21 protein-coding genes are annotated in these 19,578 nt (G+C 44.7%); 12 read left to right on the forward strand and 9 right to left on the reverse strand.

Annotation, left to right across the window (positions count from 1 at the left end):
• The 3 genes from Q0174_RS04665 to Q0174_RS04675 form a co-directional block, all read left to right on the forward strand.
• Window positions 1-761, forward strand: a 761-nt coding sequence (locus Q0174_RS04665; RefSeq protein ID WP_298041931.1) for a DNA adenine methylase, incomplete at its 5' end; no start/stop codon positions are given.
• 448 nt (window positions 762-1,209) lie between these two features.
• Window positions 1,210-1,593: a DUF4878 domain-containing protein gene (locus Q0174_RS04670; protein ID WP_298041933.1), complete on the forward strand. Its 384-nt coding sequence runs from the start codon at window positions 1,210-1,212 to the stop codon at window positions 1,591-1,593.
• Window positions 1,575-2,186, forward strand: coding sequence for a YiiX/YebB-like N1pC/P60 family cysteine hydrolase (locus Q0174_RS04675; protein ID WP_298041935.1), 612 nt, complete (start codon window positions 1,575-1,577; stop codon window positions 2,184-2,186). Before Q0174_RS04670 ends, Q0174_RS04675 begins: the two co-directional genes overlap by 19 nt.
• 300 nt (window positions 2,187-2,486) lie before the next feature.
• On the opposite strand, the gene nusA is transcribed toward Q0174_RS04675, so the two are convergent.
• Window positions 2,487-3,614 carry a transcription termination factor NusA gene (gene nusA, locus Q0174_RS04680; protein WP_298041937.1) on the reverse strand — a complete coding sequence of 376 codons (1,128 nt, stop codon included), beginning with the start codon at window positions 3,612-3,614 and terminating at the stop codon, window positions 2,487-2,489.
• A gap of 158 nt (window positions 3,615-3,772) precedes the next feature.
• Between nusA and Q0174_RS04685 the strand changes: the two genes are divergently transcribed.
• From Q0174_RS04685 to Q0174_RS04700, 4 genes are read left to right on the forward strand one after another with little or no spacing between them, the layout of a single operon-like run.
• Window positions 3,773-4,015 carry an HP0268 family nuclease gene (locus Q0174_RS04685; RefSeq protein ID WP_005870077.1) on the forward strand — a complete coding sequence of 81 codons (243 nt, stop codon included), beginning with the start codon at window positions 3,773-3,775 and terminating at the stop codon, window positions 4,013-4,015.
• Window positions 4,012-5,307 (forward strand): tRNA (N6-isopentenyl adenosine(37)-C2)-methylthiotransferase MiaB, encoded by a 1,296-nt coding sequence (gene miaB / locus Q0174_RS04690; protein ID WP_298041941.1) that lies wholly within the window; start codon window positions 4,012-4,014, stop codon window positions 5,305-5,307. Before Q0174_RS04685 ends, miaB begins: the two co-directional genes overlap by 4 nt.
• Window positions 5,288-5,938, forward strand: a complete 651-nt coding sequence (locus tag Q0174_RS04695; RefSeq protein WP_298041945.1) for a lysophospholipid acyltransferase family protein — start codon at window positions 5,288-5,290, stop codon at window positions 5,936-5,938. The genes miaB and Q0174_RS04695 overlap by 20 nt, the downstream gene beginning before the upstream one ends.
• A gap of 46 nt (window positions 5,939-5,984) precedes the next feature.
• On the forward strand, window positions 5,985-6,740 hold the full coding sequence (locus Q0174_RS04700) for a hypothetical protein (RefSeq protein ID WP_297895608.1): 756 nt from the start codon (window positions 5,985-5,987) through the stop codon (window positions 6,738-6,740).
• 202 nt (window positions 6,741-6,942) lie between these two features.
• Here the strand turns inward: Q0174_RS04700 and Q0174_RS04705 are convergent, their stop codons facing one another.
• The 5 genes from Q0174_RS04705 to panC form a co-directional block, all read right to left on the reverse strand.
• Window positions 6,943-7,557 carry a hypothetical protein gene (locus tag Q0174_RS04705; RefSeq protein ID WP_298041951.1) on the reverse strand — a complete coding sequence of 205 codons (615 nt, stop codon included), beginning with the start codon at window positions 7,555-7,557 and terminating at the stop codon, window positions 6,943-6,945.
• 388 nt (window positions 7,558-7,945) lie between these two features.
• Complete coding sequence (locus Q0174_RS04710) at window positions 7,946-9,334, reverse strand: MBOAT family O-acyltransferase (protein WP_298041952.1); 1,389 nt, start codon at window positions 9,332-9,334, stop codon at window positions 7,946-7,948.
• Between the two features lie 26 nt (window positions 9,335-9,360).
• Complete coding sequence (tilS, locus tag Q0174_RS04715) at window positions 9,361-10,368, reverse strand: tRNA lysidine(34) synthetase TilS (RefSeq protein WP_298041954.1); 1,008 nt, start codon at window positions 10,366-10,368, stop codon at window positions 9,361-9,363.
• 1 nt (window position 10,369) lies between these two features.
• Window positions 10,370-11,677, reverse strand: coding sequence for a 30S ribosomal protein S12 methylthiotransferase RimO (gene rimO / locus Q0174_RS04720; protein WP_298041955.1), 1,308 nt, complete (start codon window positions 11,675-11,677; stop codon window positions 10,370-10,372).
• Window positions 11,678-12,499: a pantoate--beta-alanine ligase gene (gene panC, locus Q0174_RS04725; protein WP_298041957.1), complete on the reverse strand. Its 822-nt coding sequence runs from the start codon at window positions 12,497-12,499 to the stop codon at window positions 11,678-11,680.
• 163 nt (window positions 12,500-12,662) lie between these two features.
• Between panC and Q0174_RS04730 the strand changes: the two genes are divergently transcribed.
• The 5 genes from Q0174_RS04730 to Q0174_RS04750 all read left to right on the forward strand — a co-directional run bounded on the left by Q0174_RS04730 (window position 12,663) and on the right by Q0174_RS04750 (window position 15,418).
• Window positions 12,663-12,962: a DUF883 domain-containing protein gene (locus tag Q0174_RS04730; protein WP_291935598.1), complete on the forward strand. Its 300-nt coding sequence runs from the start codon at window positions 12,663-12,665 to the stop codon at window positions 12,960-12,962.
• Between the two features lie 259 nt (window positions 12,963-13,221).
• A complete protein-coding gene (locus tag Q0174_RS04735) occupies window positions 13,222-13,458 on the forward strand; it encodes a hypothetical protein (protein WP_100067308.1) in 237 nt (78 codons plus the stop codon).
• Window positions 13,459-13,516: 58 nt separating this feature from the next.
• On the forward strand, window positions 13,517-14,614 hold the full coding sequence (gene prfB, locus Q0174_RS04740; protein ID WP_298041959.1) for a peptide chain release factor 2: 1,098 nt from the start codon (window positions 13,517-13,519) through the stop codon (window positions 14,612-14,614).
• A gap of 20 nt (window positions 14,615-14,634) precedes the next feature.
• A complete protein-coding gene (locus Q0174_RS04745; protein WP_297961307.1) occupies window positions 14,635-14,970 on the forward strand; it encodes a type II secretion system protein in 336 nt (111 codons plus the stop codon).
• Between the two features lie 10 nt (window positions 14,971-14,980).
• Entirely contained in the window at window positions 14,981-15,418 is a 438-nt protein-coding gene (locus tag Q0174_RS04750) for a hypothetical protein (RefSeq protein WP_297901918.1), read from the forward strand.
• A gap of 109 nt (window positions 15,419-15,527) precedes the next feature.
• On the opposite strand, the gene Q0174_RS04755 is transcribed toward Q0174_RS04750, so the two are convergent.
• From Q0174_RS04755 to uvrA, 3 genes are read right to left on the reverse strand one after another with little or no spacing between them, the layout of a single operon-like run.
• Window positions 15,528-16,079, reverse strand: a complete 552-nt coding sequence (locus tag Q0174_RS04755) for a hypothetical protein (RefSeq protein WP_298041961.1) — start codon at window positions 16,077-16,079, stop codon at window positions 15,528-15,530.
• Entirely contained in the window at window positions 16,076-16,642 is a 567-nt protein-coding gene (locus Q0174_RS04760; RefSeq protein ID WP_298041963.1) for a hypothetical protein, read from the reverse strand. The genes Q0174_RS04755 and Q0174_RS04760 overlap by 4 nt, the downstream gene beginning before the upstream one ends.
• Window positions 16,643-16,664: 22 nt before the next feature.
• Window positions 16,665-19,511, reverse strand: coding sequence for an excinuclease ABC subunit UvrA (gene uvrA / locus Q0174_RS04765; RefSeq protein WP_298041965.1), 2,847 nt, complete (start codon window positions 19,509-19,511; stop codon window positions 16,665-16,667).
• Window positions 19,512-19,578 lie beyond the last annotated feature (67 nt).

A 19,578-nucleotide genomic window follows, 5' to 3' on the forward strand; every position in this document is an offset into this window, starting at 1 on the left:
AATTTAAACCCCTTCACGCTCCCTTCGCCTGGATAGGCGGCAAGAGCAAGCTAGCGGCACAGATCATACCTCTAATGGCTCCGCATCAAAAATATATCGAGGTATTCGGTGGAGCCCTATCGGTTTTTTACCGAAAGGAGCCAAGTAAAATTGAAATTTTAAACGACATAAACGGCGACCTCATAAACCTACACCGCATAATTCAAACTAGGCCGCAGAGTTTAAACTCGTGTATTAACGGACTCTTAAGAAGTAGAGAGATCTTTTATGCAATCAAACAAGGGAAGCTTAAGCCACGCAATAAGATAGAAGCCGCGGCGTTTTTCTACTTCCAAATTGCGGCAAGCTTCGGCGCAAAGGGCGATCACTTCGCTATGCCAAAAGGTCGCAGCGCTAAAAATATTTATAGGGATTTTTACGTTTATTCACGCAGATTAAAGCGTGCTACTATCGAAAATCTAAGCTACGAGAAGCTTATTAAAGAATATGATAGCGAAGATAGCCTATTTTATTTGGATCCGCCGTATGTCGGCACCGAAAATTATTACAAAACGGCAGATGGATTTAGCAGGCAAGATCACCAAGCTTTGGCTAAAATTTTGCGAGGTATCAAAGGCAAATTTATACTTAGCTACAACGATTGCGAGCCAATACGAGAGCTTTACCGTGGCTTTAATATGAAAGAGCTAAAGATTAGCTATTGCCTCAATAATGCAGCAGGGCGAAAGAGCAGTAGCGAACTTTTGATTATGAATTATTGAGGATTAAAGGCTTTTTAAACGATATTTAAAAGATAAAATTGCATTTAGAATGATAGTAGAAAAAGTAATTTTTTGGTCTCACTCTCATTTTAAATGCCGATTACTATCATTTTTCGTGCGCGGTAACAATACGGCTAAATTTCAGTTCCGACAAGCAAAACTTGCCTCACGCGCTACCGAATGAGTTTGGGCATCGTTTGAGTGGTGTGCCGCAAGACACGGTTCGCAGAAACTGCCATAAAATTTCGCTTCAGCAAGATAAAATTTTACCGAGGCAAGACGAGCTTTCCTTCGAATGCAAAATTCTATTTTAATTCAGCAAAGGCACGACGAAATATGCCTTCGCAAATCCAAACGCGATATAAATTTCCCCTGAGCAGAAAGATCTGAATTTAAAAAATATTTATCGTTTGTATATAAAATCTCAAAATTTCTACGAGGAGAGCTTATGAAAAAATTTCTACTCGCGCTCATCGCGATATTTGTTTTAGCGGGCTGCGGCAGTGACCCGAAAGGCGTAGCCGAGGACTTCATCAGAGCCCTATACGAGGGCGATTCTAAGACTTTGGTGGATGCTATAGACATACCCGAGAAGGACAGATCAGACGACGGCTCTATGCAGATGATAAACGGCAAACTGATGCAAATGGCGGGTGCCGGCAAGGAGGAGGCCTCCAATCGTGACGGGCTAAAAGGCGTCTCGGGCGAGCTGCAAAATAGCGACGAGAAATCGGCGCTCGTGAAGGTCACCGTGTCTTTTAAAAACGGCACGAACCGCACCGAGAGCGTTAAACTCGTCAAAAAAGACGGCAAGTGGAAAGTCTCGCTTTAGCGAAAAAGTTTCTCATCTGCTTGATATTTGCCACAGGCGGGCTTGGCGAGCTTTGGATGCTCACGCGCGCATCTGCTGCAAAAGAGCCGCTACGGGTACCGGATGAAATTTTATCAAACCTACGCACGGGTGATCTCGTCTTTCGCCTAGGCGACGTCACCGACAGCCGCATAATCGCGACCGCGACGGATTTTAAATACTCGCACGTAGGCATGATCGTGCGCGAGCGCCCGCTTTTGGTGGTGCACGCGGTAACGGGCGAGGGCGAGCGAGACGGCGTCGCGGCTGTTTCGATGCGGGAGTTTTTAGCGCATGCGCGAGACTTTGGCGCGGTGCGGATGAAATTTTTAAGCGAGGAGCAAAAGGCGCGCCTCGCCGCTTCTTTACTTAGGCGCGTCGGCGATAGTTTTACACTAAGACCTCGCGGCGAAGCGAACCTCTACTGCACGACGTTGCTTGAGCAGGAAATTTCAAAAATCACGGAATTTTCTCCGCAATATTTTAAGCTAAGCTTAGCCGTTTTAGGCGGCGAATACCTCGCGCCGAAGGCATTTTGGCACTACGGCGGCGTCGAAATTTTATATGAGCGGTAGGCGCAGCTTATCTTGGGGCGGAATTTTGCGCGCTGTGTAAATTTAAATATCGCATCAATTCAAATCCGCGCATGAATAAAATTTGATCTTAGAATTCTGCGCCGTAAAATTTTGGTCAAAATTTGTTTTGACGCTAAATTTTAGAATTTCGAACGACGTAAAATTTTACGTAATATAGAATTTCGTAGAGTACTAAATTATAAAATTCCATTAATTACTAAATTTGCAAAATTTAGTAAACGTGGAATTTTATAGAGCGCGTAACCTGCAAAATTTTAAAAAGCGAAGTGCGCTTCGTCTCTACAGCTCGCCGAAAAGCGCTTCGAGATTTTTAAGACCTTCTTCCTTGGAGACCTTTTTCTCGCTCGCCGAGCCGGTTTCGATAAGTTCGATCTCGCAGCCGCACAGCATCGAGGCGAGGCGGATATTTAGGCCGTTTTTGCCGATCGCTTTGCTTTTTTGATCGGGGTTTACGTAGACGATCGCCTTGCCGTCCTGCGTTATTTTGACCGAGTTTACGATCGCGGGCGCCATCGCACGAGTGATCAAAATTTCGGGGCTTGCGGAGTATTCAAACGCGTCGATGCTCTCGCCGCCACTTCCGTCTTGCAAATTTTTGCTTAAAAATCTACTCACCGCGTCGATTCGAGCGCCTCCTTTGCCGACGGTGGCGCCTACCGGATCGACGTTTGGCGAGACGGCGCTAAGCGCGATCTTGGCTCGCCTGCCCGGAATCCTCGCGCAAGCCTGAATGATGACGCTGCCGTCTTTGATCTCTGGGACTTCGGCAGCGAGCAGGGCTTCTAGAAATTTTGGGCTGGTACGCGAAAGTTCTAGCCTGATGCCGTGGGATTTGTCGATGGCTACGTTTTTTATGACGGCTTGTAGCACGTCGCCTACTTTGAAATTTTCGCCCTTGATGCGGTTCTTAAGCGGCATGAAGGCTTTCGTATCCTCGATTTCTACGTAGGTCGTGCCGTCGTGATCGATCTTGGTGACCGTGCCGTGGGTGAGAGTGCCTACTTTGCTTTTATAGTTTTCAAAAATTTTCTCTTCGAGCAACCGCTGTATATGAAAATTTAGCTCTCTAGCCAACACGCCAGAAGCCGTGCGACCGAGATTTTCGATATTTATTTCGTAGCTTAGCTCATCGCCGATCTCTGCGTTTTCGCCTATTTTTTTGGCTTCGCTCAGCGCGATGAAGTTGTGATCGCCGAGCCGCTCATCATCATCCGCGACGACGTGAACTTTTTGGTAAAGCTTGACGCGTTTGGTCTGCGGATCGACTTCGCTGTCGTAGAGATACTCCTCTCCGAAAAGTCTTTTTGCGGTCTGGATGAACGCCGTTTTGACGCGTTCTTTGACGTCTGCGGGTTCAAGTCCCTTTTCATTTGCAATCGACTCGATGATATCGGTGATTTTTTCCATAAATTTTCCTTAAGATTTGATTTTGTGCTACTAAATTTGGATTTTAAATTTTGAAGTGCGGTATTATATGGAATTTTGACTTTATTTTTATTTAAACGAATTATTATCTAAATTTCGCTAAACTCGCGGGTTTAAAAAGATAAATGAAAGGATAGATCATGCAGCTAAAACTTGCCAGAACGGAGCTTGCCTCTAAGCCAAAAAGCGTTAAGATCGAGGATTTGCAAGCCCAAGTAGAAAAGAGCGGACAAAAAATATTTTATCTGGATAGAGAAAATTCTCAAAAAGATTTAGCCGCTTTGGTGGATTTTTTCGACACTAAGGGTTTTAGCGTGTATCAGCGCATAGTGCGATACGGGCTGAACGAAAACGAGTATATGTACGAGGTGCATATCCTTTGAGTAAACTCCTCTTCATCCAGACTCTAGGTTGTGCGATGAACGTGCGCGATAGCGAGCATATTATCGCGCAGCTAAAAGAGCAAGATTACGAGATTACCGATGACGTAAATATCGCGGATCTGATCTTAATAAACACCTGCTCCGTACGCGAAAAGCCCGTGCATAAGCTTTTCAGCGAGATCGGCGCATTCGATAAAGCGCGAAAAAGAGGCTCTAAAATCGGCGTTTGCGGCTGCACCGCAAGCCATCTGGGCGGAGAAATTTTTAAGCGCGCGCCCTTTGTGGATTTCGTACTCGGCGCCAGAAACGTATCTAAAATTTCGCAAGCCGTGCATACGCCAAAATTTATCAGCACGGACATAAACTACGACGAGAGCGAGTTTGCCTTCGGCGATTTTGCGAGCTCGCCGTATAAATCCTTCATAAACATAATGATCGGCTGCGACAAAAAGTGCTCCTACTGCATCGTGCCGCAGACTAGAGGCGATGAAATTTCGATCCCCGCTCAAATCATCTTACGCGAAGCCGAAAGATCCGCCGCTCGCGGCGCCAAAGAGATATTTTTGCTCGGACAAAACGTCAATAATTATGGCAAGCGCTTTTCTAACGCACACGAAAAAATCGACTTCAGCGACCTGCTCGTGAGGCTTAGCGAGATAGAAGGCATCGAGCGCATCCGCTTTACAAGCTCACATCCGCTGCATATGGACGATAAATTTTTGGACGTTTTTTGCAATAATCCTAAAATTTGCAAATCGATGCATATGCCCTTGCAAAGCGGCTCGAGCAAGGTTTTGCGCGATATGAAGCGCGGATATACCAAGCAGTGGTATCTAGACCGCGCGCTTAAACTGCGCCAAAGCTGCCCGGGCGTGGCGATCAGCACCGACATCATCGTAGGCTATCCGAGCGAGAGCGAGGAGGATTTTGCCGAGACGATGGATGTGTTAGAAGCGGTGAGATTCGAGCAGGTTTTTTCCTTTAAATTTAGCCCGCGACCGCTCACGCCTGCAGCAAACTTAAAGCCGCTGGATGATGAAATTTCAAGCGAAAGGCTAAGCAGGCTACAAAGCGCTCATACTAAAATTTTAGACGAGATCGCAGGAGCGCAAAAAGATAAAATTTTCGACGTGTATTTCGAGGAGCTGCGCGAAAACAACCAAGTAGGTGGTAGAAGCTTTTCAAATTTTCTAATCTGCGCGCAAGGCGGCGAGGAGCTGTTAGGCAAGACGCGCAGAGTACGTATCGAAAAGACCGCCAGAATGGCGCTTTATGGAAAAGTTATCGCTTAAAAAGCGGCTGTTTTTCCGAGTCGCCGAATATCTCATTTTTATCCTGATTTGGTGTATTTTTTTAACGTGCAGGGTTAAATTTACCCCCACGAAACTGCCTGAAAAGCCCTGTATCGTAGTTTTTTGGCATGGAAGGCTAGCGATGATGAGTTTTGCTTATAGGCGCTGGTGGCTGCGGGATTTCGGAAAGAGGCGTGCCAAGGTCATCATCAGCGACCATAAAGACGGCGAGATCATCACGCGCGTGATCTCGCATTTTGGCATCGGTGCGATCCGCGGCAGTAGCTTTAAGGGTGGCGCACGCGCACTTATGGGTGCGATTAAAGAGATAAAAAACGGCACAGACGTCATCATCACTCCCGACGGGCCGCGCGGCCCGCTTCACAGCGTCGCCGACGGTGCTGTGATCCTTGCGCAGCGGCTAAACTTAGACATTTACGCGCTAAATTACGAAGCGAGCAGTTTTTGGAAATTTCGTAGCTGGGACGAGATGGTATTGCCAAAGCTGTTTTCGCGCATAAATTATAGCCTCAGCGCGCCGCTAAATTTAACTGAGCTTAGCCTCGATGCGGGTAAAGAGGCGATCAGGCAACTGCTTTTTGCAAGCGCCGAGAAGGACGCTAAATTTTAGTTTGAAATAATAGTGTTTCGGTATAATTGCAATTTTAGGAGAAAAAATGGCACTATTTAAAGCAAAATCATTCCTCGGCGTCGCTAAAAGTGCCGACGCATGCGAGTTTTTTTATAGAAAATTGGGCTTTGGTAAAAGAATTTTGGATGAGAAATCCGATCGTTTTCCCATCGCGCAAGAAAATGATCTGGCTACCTCGCTGGCGGGCTTTGCGGATCTGAGTGATAAAAATTTAATCTCTTGCGTGCTGATAGACGACGAAAATCAAAGAGTGCATTTTAACGAAGACTATATGATTAAAGAAAATAGCATTTATCAAAAAGTCGATGATAGCTTCATAGTGGAATTTCCTCGCGCAAGTGCACAGGCGGCGGATGAGACTTTTGGAATAGAATTTAGCTCACACGCTAGTTTATTTAAAATTTTATACTTCTTGCTAAAAAATCAAAGCGATTTTGAAAATATGGCAATGTTCGCGCTGAAATTTAATAACCGCGCATGTTTCGTCGTCGCCAACCAAGAGCGCGTGCTCTACGCCGACATAATGCGTATCGACGAGGAGATGCAGGCAGCGATGAGCGATACTGACGAGTTATTTTATGAGCTTTTGAATTTTCAGATCGAGACCTTCTATAAATCCGAAAATAGCGAGTTTCTCACTAATGTTTTCATCTACTCAGACGGCACACTTAGCAACGAGATCGGCTACGTGATTTTCACGCGTATCTTCATCAAAACAAATCTGATAAATCTAAATTTCGCCGATTACATCAACAAAATCGCGATGCTGGAAGCCCGCTAGATCAAATATTTTCGCTATGCACAGAGCCCTAAATTTACGGAATTTTATTGCTTATCGCAAAACACTGGCTGCTTTCGCCTTTTGGTGTCGCGAGTTTTGCGTAAAATTTACCCTTCGCCGCATGATGGAATTTTAGCTTTACTTAACCGGTAAAAAATCATATGTATTAACATTTTAGTATCCAATTTTTAACTCAAGATTATTATAAATCATCGTTTTTATATAGCTCGATCAAATAGTTGCTATATTTTTTTCTGCCAAGATTGTTTATGTGCTCCCAGTCGGCTAGCTCATCATCGCTAAATTTAAAGCTAGTAAGGTCTATGACCTTCGCGCCTTTTATAGCCTCTTTTATACTATTAATATCATAATGCAAGCTTGTGCCGTCAAAAATAGGCTCAAGTAGGATAGTAACTTCTATATTGTTTCTAAGGAGCGGATCGATAATAAAATTTTGTAGATATTTTATAGTATTATAATTTATGGTTTTTAATTCTAAATTTTTACCAAAATTTTCTCTTGGAATAGCGTAGGCGAATAGGACGGAGTCGCCATTTGTGCATTTATCTACGACCATAATGCCGTCTTTGGTCATATTTCTTTCGATAAATTTTGTCTGTATACTTTTGCAATCGCTTTTTATATCGATTTTTATCGTTTTGATAGCATCGGCCGCCTTGTTGTCAAATTTTTCATAAAAAGCTTTAATGCGATAATAAATAGACTCGGAATATCTTAAAAATATATGTTTATTTTTCAAAAACGAAGGCAATGATTTTAGAGCAAGTATTTTATCTGTACCGTATAAAGCCTTCATTTCGGATGCCGTTAGATTGGCAATTCTTATATCTTCAAATAAATCGCTAACTCTTATATTAATAATAACTTTTTTAGGCTTATAATTTATCATATTATCTACTATAAACGGATAATCCCATAGCCCATTACCGGGAATACCGAAATTATAAATCGACAGATTATTATCTTTAAAAATTTGCGTTGATATATGATGCAAGGTTCTACTGCTTCCGACAAAAACTATATCCTTTGTTTTGTCGTTATTTAACTGAAAGTGGCGCATTTTTGATATATTATTATCAAAAAAATATGATTCGGTAGTTTTTTGATTCACTATATAATATAACCCTATATCTAGAAGTAAGATAAAGAATACCACCAGGCATAGGCACAAAAAGACCTTCTTCTTAAAATCTAAAATACAAAAATTCACTCGCATTATTAAGCCTAATCACTAATATGGAAATAAATAAAAACACGCTTGTAGTAACTATTTGCCGCCAGTTAAAGTTAAAATTCTTATAAAAAGTAAGTTCTATGGAATTTTTAAATTTTAAAGCTATGACGGCTCCTAGGCATAGTATGAGTACCTGCAAATAATTTATATTAAATGTAAAATCTCCACAAAACATTCCTTTAAGTATTTTTATCGCATCATCCCAGCTTCTCGCTCGAAAAAATACCCATGTAATATTTATAAAGTTAAATGTTATAAACCAAGCAAGAATTTTATTGAGTTTATAGTTTAAAGTTTTCCAAATTCTATGAATTATAATAGCCGCACCATGTAAAAATCCCCAGAATACAAATGTCCAAGCAGCTCCGTGCCAAAGCCCTCCGATTAAAAACACGATCATCAAATTTATATAAGTTCTACATCGCCCCTCTCTATTTCCTCCGAGCGGGATATAGATATAGTCTCTTAAGAAGCGCGATAGGGTAATGTGCCAACGATGCCAAAAGTCTTGAATATCAAGCGCTTTGTAGGGGGAATTGAAATTTATCGGCAGCTTTATATTAAACATTAAGGCCAGACCTATCGCCATATCACAATATCCGCTAAAATCAAAATAAAGCTGGAAAGTATAGGATAGAGACGCAACCCAAGCTTCAAAGAAATTTAGAGTCTTGGCTATATCAAACCCATCTGTAGCCCATAGCGAGAAAATATCTGCTATAACAACCTTTTTAAATAACCCGATACTGAATATAAATAATCCGGTAGCTATATTTTTATAATTTTTTATTAAATTAAATTTATTGGCGAATTGAGGCATCATCTCTTTATGATGAACTATGGGGCCCGCTATGAGCTGAGGGAAAAAGGTAATAAAAAGAGAGTAGTTTAAAAAACTATTCTCTTTAGTATTCATATGATAGCTATCCACCAAATAAGCTATCTGCTGGAATGTAACGAAACTAAGAGCAAGCGGTAAAGATATGTGAAGTAAATTTATATTGCTACCGCTTATGGCATTGAAATTTTGTATTAAAAAATCAGAATATTTAAAATAAGCCAAAAAAGCTATATTACAAACTATGCCGACGATTAATACCCGCTTTTTGCATATCTTTAAATTTTCGTTTAAAAGCAGTCTTCCGATAAAATAATTAAAAATCACGCTTATAATGAGAATGGGCAAGTAATAGATATTCCACCATGCATAGAAAAATAAATTAGAGCAAACAAGAAAGCCCTTTGCAACGTCTCCTAGTCTCTTTTTATTGAGATAAAAGTATATAAAAAATGTGATGGGCAGAAATATAAATATGAATTCATAGGAGTTGAAAAGCAATAGCAAAATCCTTCATTTTATAAAAATCAATTAAAATTATATCTAAAATTTAGAAGCGAATTAATATTTTTTTCACTCCACCCATTATGAAATAAAAATCCGCGGTTTATCGGCGGTACGGCAAGCCGTCTGCACACTTCTTTAAATTTCTTGTCCATCGCAGGCTTAACGTAAGGCGTCACAAGGATAAATTTTTCTCCTGCCCCGACAGCAACCTTGCCGCCGAGCACACAGCCCGTGCCATTTTCTAGGCAGCGCGCGCATTCGTTTCGCTGCGTCGAGCTTAGTACGAGCCCTAGCCGCTTGCATGTCTGGTCGACGCCACGAATCTCGCCCTGGCCACGTTTTATGAGATAAATTTTAGGCGCGAGATTAGAAATTTCGGGAGTTAAGCTTAACGCATCGGCCGCCAAAAACTCAAAACTTTTTTTCACGCCGCTAAAATATTCGTCCAAAAACGGCTCGCTAAATTTCGCGCGAATAAAGCCGCGTTTAAACCGGTTCGTTAAATTCGTCTCGTCGGTGAAGTATTTTAGGTTTCGCTCACGCAAAAACCGCTCCAGCTCGCACTTTCGCACGCCTAGAAGCGGACGAGCGATCACGCAATCCTCGCGAGCCTCTAGCTCTTGCATGCCTAGCATCTCGTTAAGCCCGGCGCCGCGCCCCAGCTGCATCAAAAACCACTCAAATTTGTCGTCAAACTGATGCGCTAAGATCAAATTTTCATATCCCTGCTCGCGGCAAATTTGAGCGAAAAAATCATATCTGACTGCGCGCGCCTCGTGCTCGAAATTTGACGTGCCCAGTCGCACGCTTTTTACGTAGATTTGTTTGTTAAATTTGGCTGCGAGCTGCTGCGCCGAATCGACTTCGTCCTTGCTCTGCGCGCGGACGTTATAGTCCACGATCGCAAGGTCAAATTTCACGCCAGCCTCGTCCAAAAGATAAAAAAGCGCTGTGCTATCGACGCCGTGCGAAAATGCAAGCAGATTTCGCCCCGATTTTAGCTTGCGTAAAACGAGCGCGCTTAGCATTTTAGGCCTTTGCCGTGATCTTGCCCAGCGCCTGGCTGCCCGCTACCTGCGTGATCTCGCACCAGTAGCGACCGCCGGTTTCTAGCTGCTCCACGTCGCTTTCGTTGATCAAAATTTCGCCGTCGATGTCCTTGTCCCAGAGCGCCTTTTTCGCAGCGTAAAACATCTCGCCCTCGCTGCTTTCGCCCTCAAGTGAGACGATAAATTTTTGTCCCAGCTCCCGAGCAAAGCTCGCCTCGATCGCGGCGCGAGTGATCTTTTCGATTTTACTTAGGCGCTTTGAGATGATTTTAGCGGGCACCTGCTCCATTTCATACGAGAGCGTGTCCTCCTCTTTCGAATATGCAAATGCCGAAATGCGGTCAAATTTAAACTCCTGTAAAAACGCGCAAAGTTCGTCAAATTCGGCTTCACCCTCGCCCGGATGTCCGACGATGACGCCCGTTCGTAAAAACGCGTCAGGCGCGCTTTTCATCAAATTTAAAAGCTCTTTGATCCGCGCCGCGCCGCTTCCACGCCTCATGATTTTTAGCATTTTGTCGCTCGCGTGCTGGATCGGCATATCAAAGTAGTTCGCAAACACCGGCGAGGCGATGATACGCTCGATTAACGCGTTTGACGTGGTGCTAGGATAAAGATAAAGTATGCGCGCGGTTTTGACGCCATCGATCTTCTCAACAGCGTCGATGAGCGAGATGAGGCCGTCGCTAACCGCGTGGTCGCGCATATACGAGCTGCTGTCCTGCGAGAGGAAGCTAAAGTCGTAGTAGCCCTTTTTTACGAGCTTTTGCACTTCATCTACGATGTTTTCGAGCGCGCGGGATTTTAGCTTGCCCTTAAAGGTCGGTATCGCGCAGAAGCTGCATTTTTGATTACAGCCCTCTGAAATTTTGATGTAGGCGTGATAGTTTGAGCCCGTTATCACGCGCTCTTCGCTTGCTTGCAGGTAGGTGTCCGGGCTAAATAAATTTTGCTTTTTTAGGATGATTTCATCAATCTTATCGTAGTCTCCGACACCGGTAAACAGATCGACCTCGGGCAGCTCGCGCATGAGCTCATCCTTGTAGCGCTGCATCAGACAGCCCGTGACGACCAGCAGCGCGCCGCTTTTTTTCTGCTCGCTAAGCTTCAAAATCGTGCGGATACTCTCCTGCTTGGCACTTGCTATGAAGCCGCAGGTATTTACGATCATCACATCCGCACTCGCAGGCTCATCCGTGAGCTCGTAGTTTTGCAGACGCCCGAGCATGATCTCGGAGTCGATCAAATTCTTATTGCAGCCCAGCGAGACCAGATGAAGCTTCGCCATCTACAGCCAGATATTATCGATCAGGCGGGTCGTGCCTACCTTGGCGGCTACTAAAATGATAGTATCTCCCGACTTGATCTGCGAAATTTCATTAAATTTATAATCCACGAACGCTATGTAATCGACCGCCAGCGGCTCAAGCACGCTAAGCATCTTTTCGCGGATTATATTTAGGCTGATTTCGCCTTTTTTAATAAGCGAGCTGGCATTTAACAAGGATCGTGAAAGCTTAAGCGCCATAAGCTTGCCCTCCTCGTCCAAATAGGCGTTGCGCGAGCTAAGCGCCAAGCCGTCGCTCTCGCGCACAATCTCACAAGGGATGATATTTATAGGCATAAAAAAGCTCTTTACCATCTTCTGCACGATGAAAAGCTGCTGGGTGTCCTTTTTGCCCATATAAACGTTGCTAGGACGAGTTAGATTAAAAAGCTTATTTAGCACCTTAAGTACGCCGTCGAAGTGCCCGGGGCGCGTTTTGCCTTCTAAAATTTCACTTATCGGCTTAGGTGCTATGATTGCTGGCTCCTCCGTGCCGTAAATTTCATCCGCGGTCGGGATAAAAAGCGCGTTCACATCGAGGCTCTCACAAATTTTAATATCGCCCGCTTCGTTTTTTGGATAGCTGTTTAGATCCTCGCCGGGCAAAAACTGCGCCGGATTGAGGAATGCCGAGACGATTACGATGTCGTTTTCGTTCCGCGCCCTTTTTATGAGGCTCGCATGCCCCGCGTGCAAAGCCCCCATCGTAGGTACGAAGCCCACGCTGCCGCTTGCCGCCGCTCTGAAGCTTTTTAGCTCCTCTACGCTTCTAATAATTTGCATTGTTCTCTCTTTTCAATATAAAATATTAAGGTTGGCAATTATATCAAAAAATATTAAAGGTATAAATTAAGCGCAAAGGGCGGTCTATTTAGTGAGCGTTAATCAATAAGTACTAAAATCTACCGCGAGCTTTAGCTCTAAATAAACTTCAAAAGGAGCGAAAATGGCTACTCAAGAGACAAATTTAGATTCTTTGAAAAAGGATATCGACTCTTTAAAAGCGGATTTTAAAGAGATTATGAAATCCATCAAAAACATAGGCGCAGAGCGTGCGGAGTCTGCTAAGGATAAAATTCTAGATCAGCTAAACAGCAATGAGATCAAAAAATATATAGATGATCTAAGGCTTAAAGGCAAAGACGGCATAGAAAGCGTAAATGACACGATAAAACAAGACCCGATAAAAAGCGTCGCTATCGCTGCGGGCGTCGGATTTTTGCTCGCTTGGTTGCTGAAAAAATAATGGCTGGCATATCTGAATTTATAGTTTCGGTAGTAGAGCTCGTAGACGCTCAAGCTAGCGATATTAGGCGCTCTTTTTTAAAGAGCGCCAACTCGGTTTTACTAAACATAATTACGGGCGTAATTTGCATTATAGGCTTAGTTTTCTTTTTGCTAGGGCTGCACGCGCTTCTTGAAAAAACTATCGGAGAAATTTGGGCGTATTTTGCCTGCTCCATTGCGGCTTTTTTATGTTCCATTATCGTGTATAAGGTACTTTCGTGCAAAGCGAAATGACAAAAGAAAAGCTAAGACTAGTGGTGTCTATGCTTGAAGACAAAAAAGCCGATTGCAAAAAGTTGAAGCTAGAAGAAGCAAAGCTAAAACTGCTACTGAACGACCCTTTGCCTGATCTCTCGACGGAGCTTAAACTGATTAATCACGGCAATATCAAGCAGGTTTTGATATCCCTAATAGATAAATGCTTCATAATACCCGCCTTAAATAAAATTTTATAAACAACCTTAATCCAAAATATGTTATAATCACGCCAAAAGCATAAAAAGGTCTTAAATTTTGGATAATTACGAATACACGGAACTTTTAAAAACCCTAAATACTAAAGTCGAAAATATTGCGGGCGTCGTAAAACCGGAGAACATCAAAGCGCGCCTAAAAGAGATCGAGGAGCTTGAAAACGATCAAAATCTCTGGCAGGACGTCGCAAAAGCAGGCGCTATCGGCAAGGAAAAAACTAAAATTTCAAATATCTTAAATAAATTTCTAAATGCTAAAAACGCCGTAGACGACGCAAAGGCTCTATATGAGCTGGCAAACTCGGAAAACGACGAAGAGACGATAAACTCGCTTTTTGCCGAAACGGACGAGCTAGAGGACAAGATCATAAATTTAGAAATTTCTATGATGCTTAGCGGCGAAAACGACGATAAAAACGCTATTATCAGCATTCATCCGGGCGCGGGCGGTACGGAGAGCAACGACTGGGCGAGTATGTTATACCGCATGTATCTGCGCTTTTGCGAGCGAGAGGGCTTTAAGATCGAGGTTTTGGACTTTCAAGAGGGCGAGGAAGCGGGTCTTAAGGACGTTAGCTTCATCGTGCGCGGCGAGAACGCCTACGGATATCTGAAAGCTGAAAACGGTATCCATCGCCTGGTGCGCGTAAGCCCATTCGATAGTGCAGGGCGCAGACATACGAGCTTTTCGAGCGTGATGGTAAGCCCCGAGCTAAATGATGATATCGAGATAAATATCGAAGAGAAGGATATCCGCGTCGATGTGTTTCGCGCAAGCGGCGCAGGCGGGCAGCATATCAATAAAACCGAAAGCGCCGTGCGCATCACGCACCTGCCTACTGGCATCGTAGTAAACTGCCAAAACGACAGAAGCCAGCACAAAAACAAAGAAACGGCGATGAAGGTGCTAAAGTCGCGCCTTTACGAGCTTGAGCTGATGAAGCAGCGCGAAAAGGACGAAAACGCGCCTAAAAGCGAGATTGGCTGGGGGCATCAGATCCGCTCTTACGTGCTTTTTCCGTATCAGCAGGTCAAGGATAACCGCAGCGGCGAGGCGTATAGTCAAACCGATGCGATTTTAGACGGCGATATAAAAAGCATAATCGAAGGCGTTTTGATTTCACAAGCGAACAAATAAATTTTTTTGAAAGGATGAGAATGAGTGAAGATGGAATTTTGCTAGCGCTAGGATATAGCGTAAACGACGCGACGGTAGCGCAGCTGCGAGGAATTTTATCGAAGTGCGATTTTGAGGATAACGAGCTTGATCGCATCGTGGGGCTGAACGATAAGCTTAAAATTTACGGCGCGCATGTGGCTATGTCGAATTCAAACCCCTATTTTAAGATCAAAAATGACGCTACGAACGAGGAGCGCAAGACTGCTGCGGAGCAGATCATCCGCTCTTGGTCGGAAAAATTTAAGCTCAAGCTACAAAAGGTCGCGGGCAAAGAGACCTATTACGTTTTGGGTCGCCAAATTTCAAAAAATTAAGGAGCAAAATATGAAAAAAATTCTAGCTTTGATCGCCGCAGGGGTATTTTTAGCAGGCTGCGTTAGCAACGCGCCAAAGAGCGCAGTCGATGCGCCAAAGAGCGGCAAATATTCTTTTGCCGACGTTCAAGACGGTATCCGCCCGATGAACTTGCAAGGCAGCGTCGTGCAAAGCGATGCGTGCAAAAACGGCAATGGCGCAATGTGTTTAAATTTTGCGGATTCTATGTATTCCAAGCACGACTATGCTTCTGCCGCCAACGCCTACAATGCCGCATGCACGCTCTCTCAGAATTTCCCTGCATGCCAAAAGCTTGCGGCGATGTTTGAAAAAGGTGAGGGCGTAGAGCAGAATAAATTTAACGCCATCGATCTATACCGCATCTCGTGCTATTACGGCTACAAGGACGCGTGCGCAAATATGCGCCGCTTAGGCTACAACGGCTAAGGCTTTGGGATTTAAATTTTAAAATTCCATTCCGCTGTATCGTAGAATGGAATTTTAAATGCAAAAATTCTGCATCATAGATTTTGATAAAATTTTGTGTTGCTTATAGCTAGAAATAAATTTTATCTACATCGTTGATATTTATATTGTGTCTAGCTAAGAAATACTCTTTCAATTCAAAATATATAGAATTTCTAAATATCGGTATTAAATAATATCTGGAGCAAGCAAATAAGCCGATATGTCCATAATGCGGTTTACCAACTCTTAATACGGGGAAAATTGAAAATCTCCTATCGCCGCTCTTTCCCAAAACAAGACAAAAGATAAATTTTACTAATATATTGCCCGCAAACTGAAACAAAGCAAAGCTCAAAAACCAACGAGCAACTACAAGATCAATCGTCATGAAAACCAAGCATAGCAACACTGCCGCCATAAACATATATAGCAATCCTCTTTTTCCTTTAAAATTTCCTATAAAAAAGGACCAACCCATATTATGTCGCAAATTTTCACATTGCTCGACATACGCGATTTTATCTTTTTCGTAAAATTCTATTTGATTGTTTTTAAGCCGTATCGTCGGTCTCTCTTTTCTATAATCTATAAGCTCAGGTAATATAATGAATAGCGATAAAAACGATAAAAACAAAATCATGTATATACCGTTCTGGCGCTATAATCCACTGCGCCGCTGGCTTTCCAATCAAAATTTACGATTATGGCAAATACGCCTCCTATAAAAAGAGAGAAAACCATTAATAGTTTTTGATATAGGTACTCGTAGTTTTCAAGAATTATCGGATCTTTGTCGTAATCTCTGGCTTTGGGATTATGCTGAAAAGAGCCGCTGTCATCCGAGATAAAATTTTGCGGCTCCATACTGTTTTCGCGGGTGGAATTCAGATCCGTTTCGCTTTCTAAATTTAAAGCGTCGGTAGCGAAATTCGGGGCTTTGGAATTCAGAGATTCGAAATTCGGAGGTTCAGAATTCAGGATTTCAAAATTCGAGGCTTCGAAATTTAAGGTTCTAAAATTAGAAGCTTCAAAATTTGAGACTTCGGAATTCGAGATTTCGGAATTTTGAGCTTTGAAATTCGAGACTCCAAAATTCGATGTTCCAGAATTTTCGCCGTTAGAATTTTGTTCCAAGCCCCGCTTCGGCTCCTGATGCTGCTTTTGTAGTAGCCTTTTTAATTCCTCAAGCCTATTTTGATCCATTCTTGCCCCCTGATAAGGCGCTTTAACCTCGCTTATTTTTGCTTGCGCTCTTCATCGCCGCTAGCTCCTGTGCCAAAAATTCGCCCGTATAGCTACCTGTCTTTTTAAAATCCTTCGCAAGCTTTTCTGGGGTGCCGCAAGCGACGATCCGTCCGCCGCCCTCGCCGCCTTCGGGCCCCATGTCGATGATATAATCGCAGTTTTTGATGACGTCCAGATTGTGTTCGATTACGAAGACGGAATTCCCAAGATCGACCAGATGGTGCAGCACCGCTACCAGGCGATCTACGTCTGCAAAATGTAGCCCCGTCGTCGGCTCGTCCAGGATATAGAGCGTATTGCCCGTGTCGGTGCGGCTTAGCTCCTTGGCAAGCTTGACGCGCTGTGCCTCGCCGCCGCTAAGCGTCGTGGCGGGTTGGCCTAACGAAACGTAGCCGAGCCCGACGTCCGCGAGCGTCTTTAGCTTTTGATAAATTTTGGGCACGGCTTTGAAAAATTCGAGCGCCTCGTCGATACTCATCGCCAAAACGTCGGCTATGCTTTTGTTTTTGTATAAAATTTCAAGCGTCTGCGCGTTGTATCTCGTGCCATGGCACACGTCGCAAACGACGCTGATATCGGGCAGGAAGTGCATCTCGATCGTGATCTCGCCCTCGCCCGCGCATTTTTCGCAGCGCCCGCCCTTGACATTGAAGCTGAAGCGGCCGATCTTATATCCGCGCAGCTGCGCTTCTTTCGTCGCGGCAAAAAGCGCGCGGATCTCGTCCATCACCCCCGTGTAGGTCGCAGGATTGCTGCGCGGGGTGCGTCCGATCGGGGTTTGATCCAGATAGATCACTTTATCCAGGCTCTCAAGCCCGGAAATTTTAGCGCCCTTTACCGCGTGCACCTTTCTAGCGCGATTTAGCTCCTCAAGCGCGGTAGGCAGTATGGTTTGTAGCACCAAGGAGCTCTTGCCGCTGCCGCTAACGCCCGTGATACCGACTAAATTTCGCAGCGGAAATTTTGCGCAAAGGCCGTGGATATTATTGATATTTACGTTTTTGATACTTAGCCAAAGCTCCTGCTTGCGGTGCTTTTGGTAGTTTATCTCCTTTTGGTTGTTCAGATACAGCGCGGTTTGCGTATTGCTTTTAAGTAGATGCGCCACATCCCCTGCAAATACGACCTCGCCGCCTAGATTGCCCGCCCCAGGGCCGATATCCACGACGAAGTCCGCCGCCTCGATAGTTTTTTTATCGTGCTCGACGACGATTACGGAATTTCCCTTTTCCTGTAAGCTTCGTAGCGTCTTGATGAGCTTTTGCGTATCGCGCTCGTGAAGTCCGATGCTAGGCTCGTCGAGCACATACATCACGCCGCTAAGACCCGAACCGATCTGACTTGCGATACGGATACGCTGCGCCTCGCCGCCGCTGATGGTGCGTGCATCGCGCCCCAGCGTAAGGTATCCAAGCCCCACGTCCTTTAAGAAAAACAGCCTTTCGTTGATCTCTTTTAGGATCGGTGCTGCGATCTGCGCGTCCTTTTCGCTTAAATTTGAAAACCGCTTCTCGTCGCTGAAAAATTCCACGCAGTCTGCGATACTCATATTTATCACGTCGCCGATGCCCTTATCTGCGACCTTTACGGCTAGGCTTTCCGGGCGCAGGCGCAGCCCGCCGCAGTCGGGGCAAATTTTTTCGCTCATATAATCGTCCAGATCGCTTTCGTTTTTGAGCAGATCGTAGGCGTATTTGATCGCGCCCTCAAATTTTCGCACGAGCTTATGCTTTTTCCAGTAAAAGTCGATCTCTTTGACGCTGCCGTAGAGGATCAGCTTTTTTTGCTCCTCGCTTAAGTTTGCATACGGGATTTTGACGTTTATGCCGTTTGCTTCGCAAAATCCGAGCAGAAATTTATAGTAATAGCTCTTGTTAAAACCCGACATCACCTTGATCGCGCCGCCCTCGATCGAGGCGTTTTCGTTGATGATCTTGCCTAGATCTAGGCTAAATTTTATCCCCAGCCCGTCGCAGCTCTCGCACGCGCCCTTTGGGGAGTTGAAGCTAAACGCGAGCGGCTCGAGCGGCTTGAATGAAATTTTACAATCAAAGCACGCCATATGCTCGCTGTAGTGGATCAGGCTCTGCGCAAGCCCCAGCTCGGCGGCATTTGCGATCTCCACCTCAAGCTCGCCGAAGCTGAGCTTGAGCGCCTTTTCGACGTCGCTTGCGATACGGATGGAATTTTCCTCGTCTATGATCGTGCGGTCGATGATGACCTTGATCGAGTGTTTTTTCGTCTTGCTTAGCTCGATCTCCTCATCCAGCCGCACCAGTACGCCGTCGATCTGAGCGCGCACGTAGCCCTGCTCGCGCAAGCTTTGCAACATATCGGCGAAGCTGCCCTTTTTCTCGCGCACCAAGGGCGCTCCCAAGATCACCTTTGCGCCGCGCGGCAGCTTCATAATCTCGGCGATGATGTCGCTGGAGCTCATCTTTGAGATCGGCTTGCCGCATTTATGGCAGTGCTGTACCCCCACGCGCGCATATAAGAGGCGCAGATAGTCGTAAATTTCGGTGATCGTGCCCACCGTAGAGCGCGGGTTTTTCGACGTTGTTTTTTGATCGATCGCGATCGCAGGCGTCAGACCGTCGATCTTATCGACGTCGGGTTTGCCTACGCGGTCTAAAAACTGCCTCGCGTAGCTGCTTAGGCTCTCGACGTATCTGCGCTGTCCCTCGGCATATAGCGTATCAAACGCCAACGTGCTCTTGCCGCTGCCGCTAAGACCGGTAAAAACGACGAGTTTATCCTTCGGAATTTGCAAATTTATATTTTTCAGATTGTGTTCGCGCGCGCCAGTGATGGTGATGAGATCGTTCATTTTCGCCCTTTTGTGCCAAATTAATCTTACATTATAGCTCAAATTGTTAAAATTGCGCTTTTGGAAG

The sequence above is a fragment of the uncultured Campylobacter sp. genome (genome assembly GCF_937996225.1).
GTDB lineage: Bacteria > Campylobacterota > Campylobacteria > Campylobacterales > Campylobacteraceae > Campylobacter_B.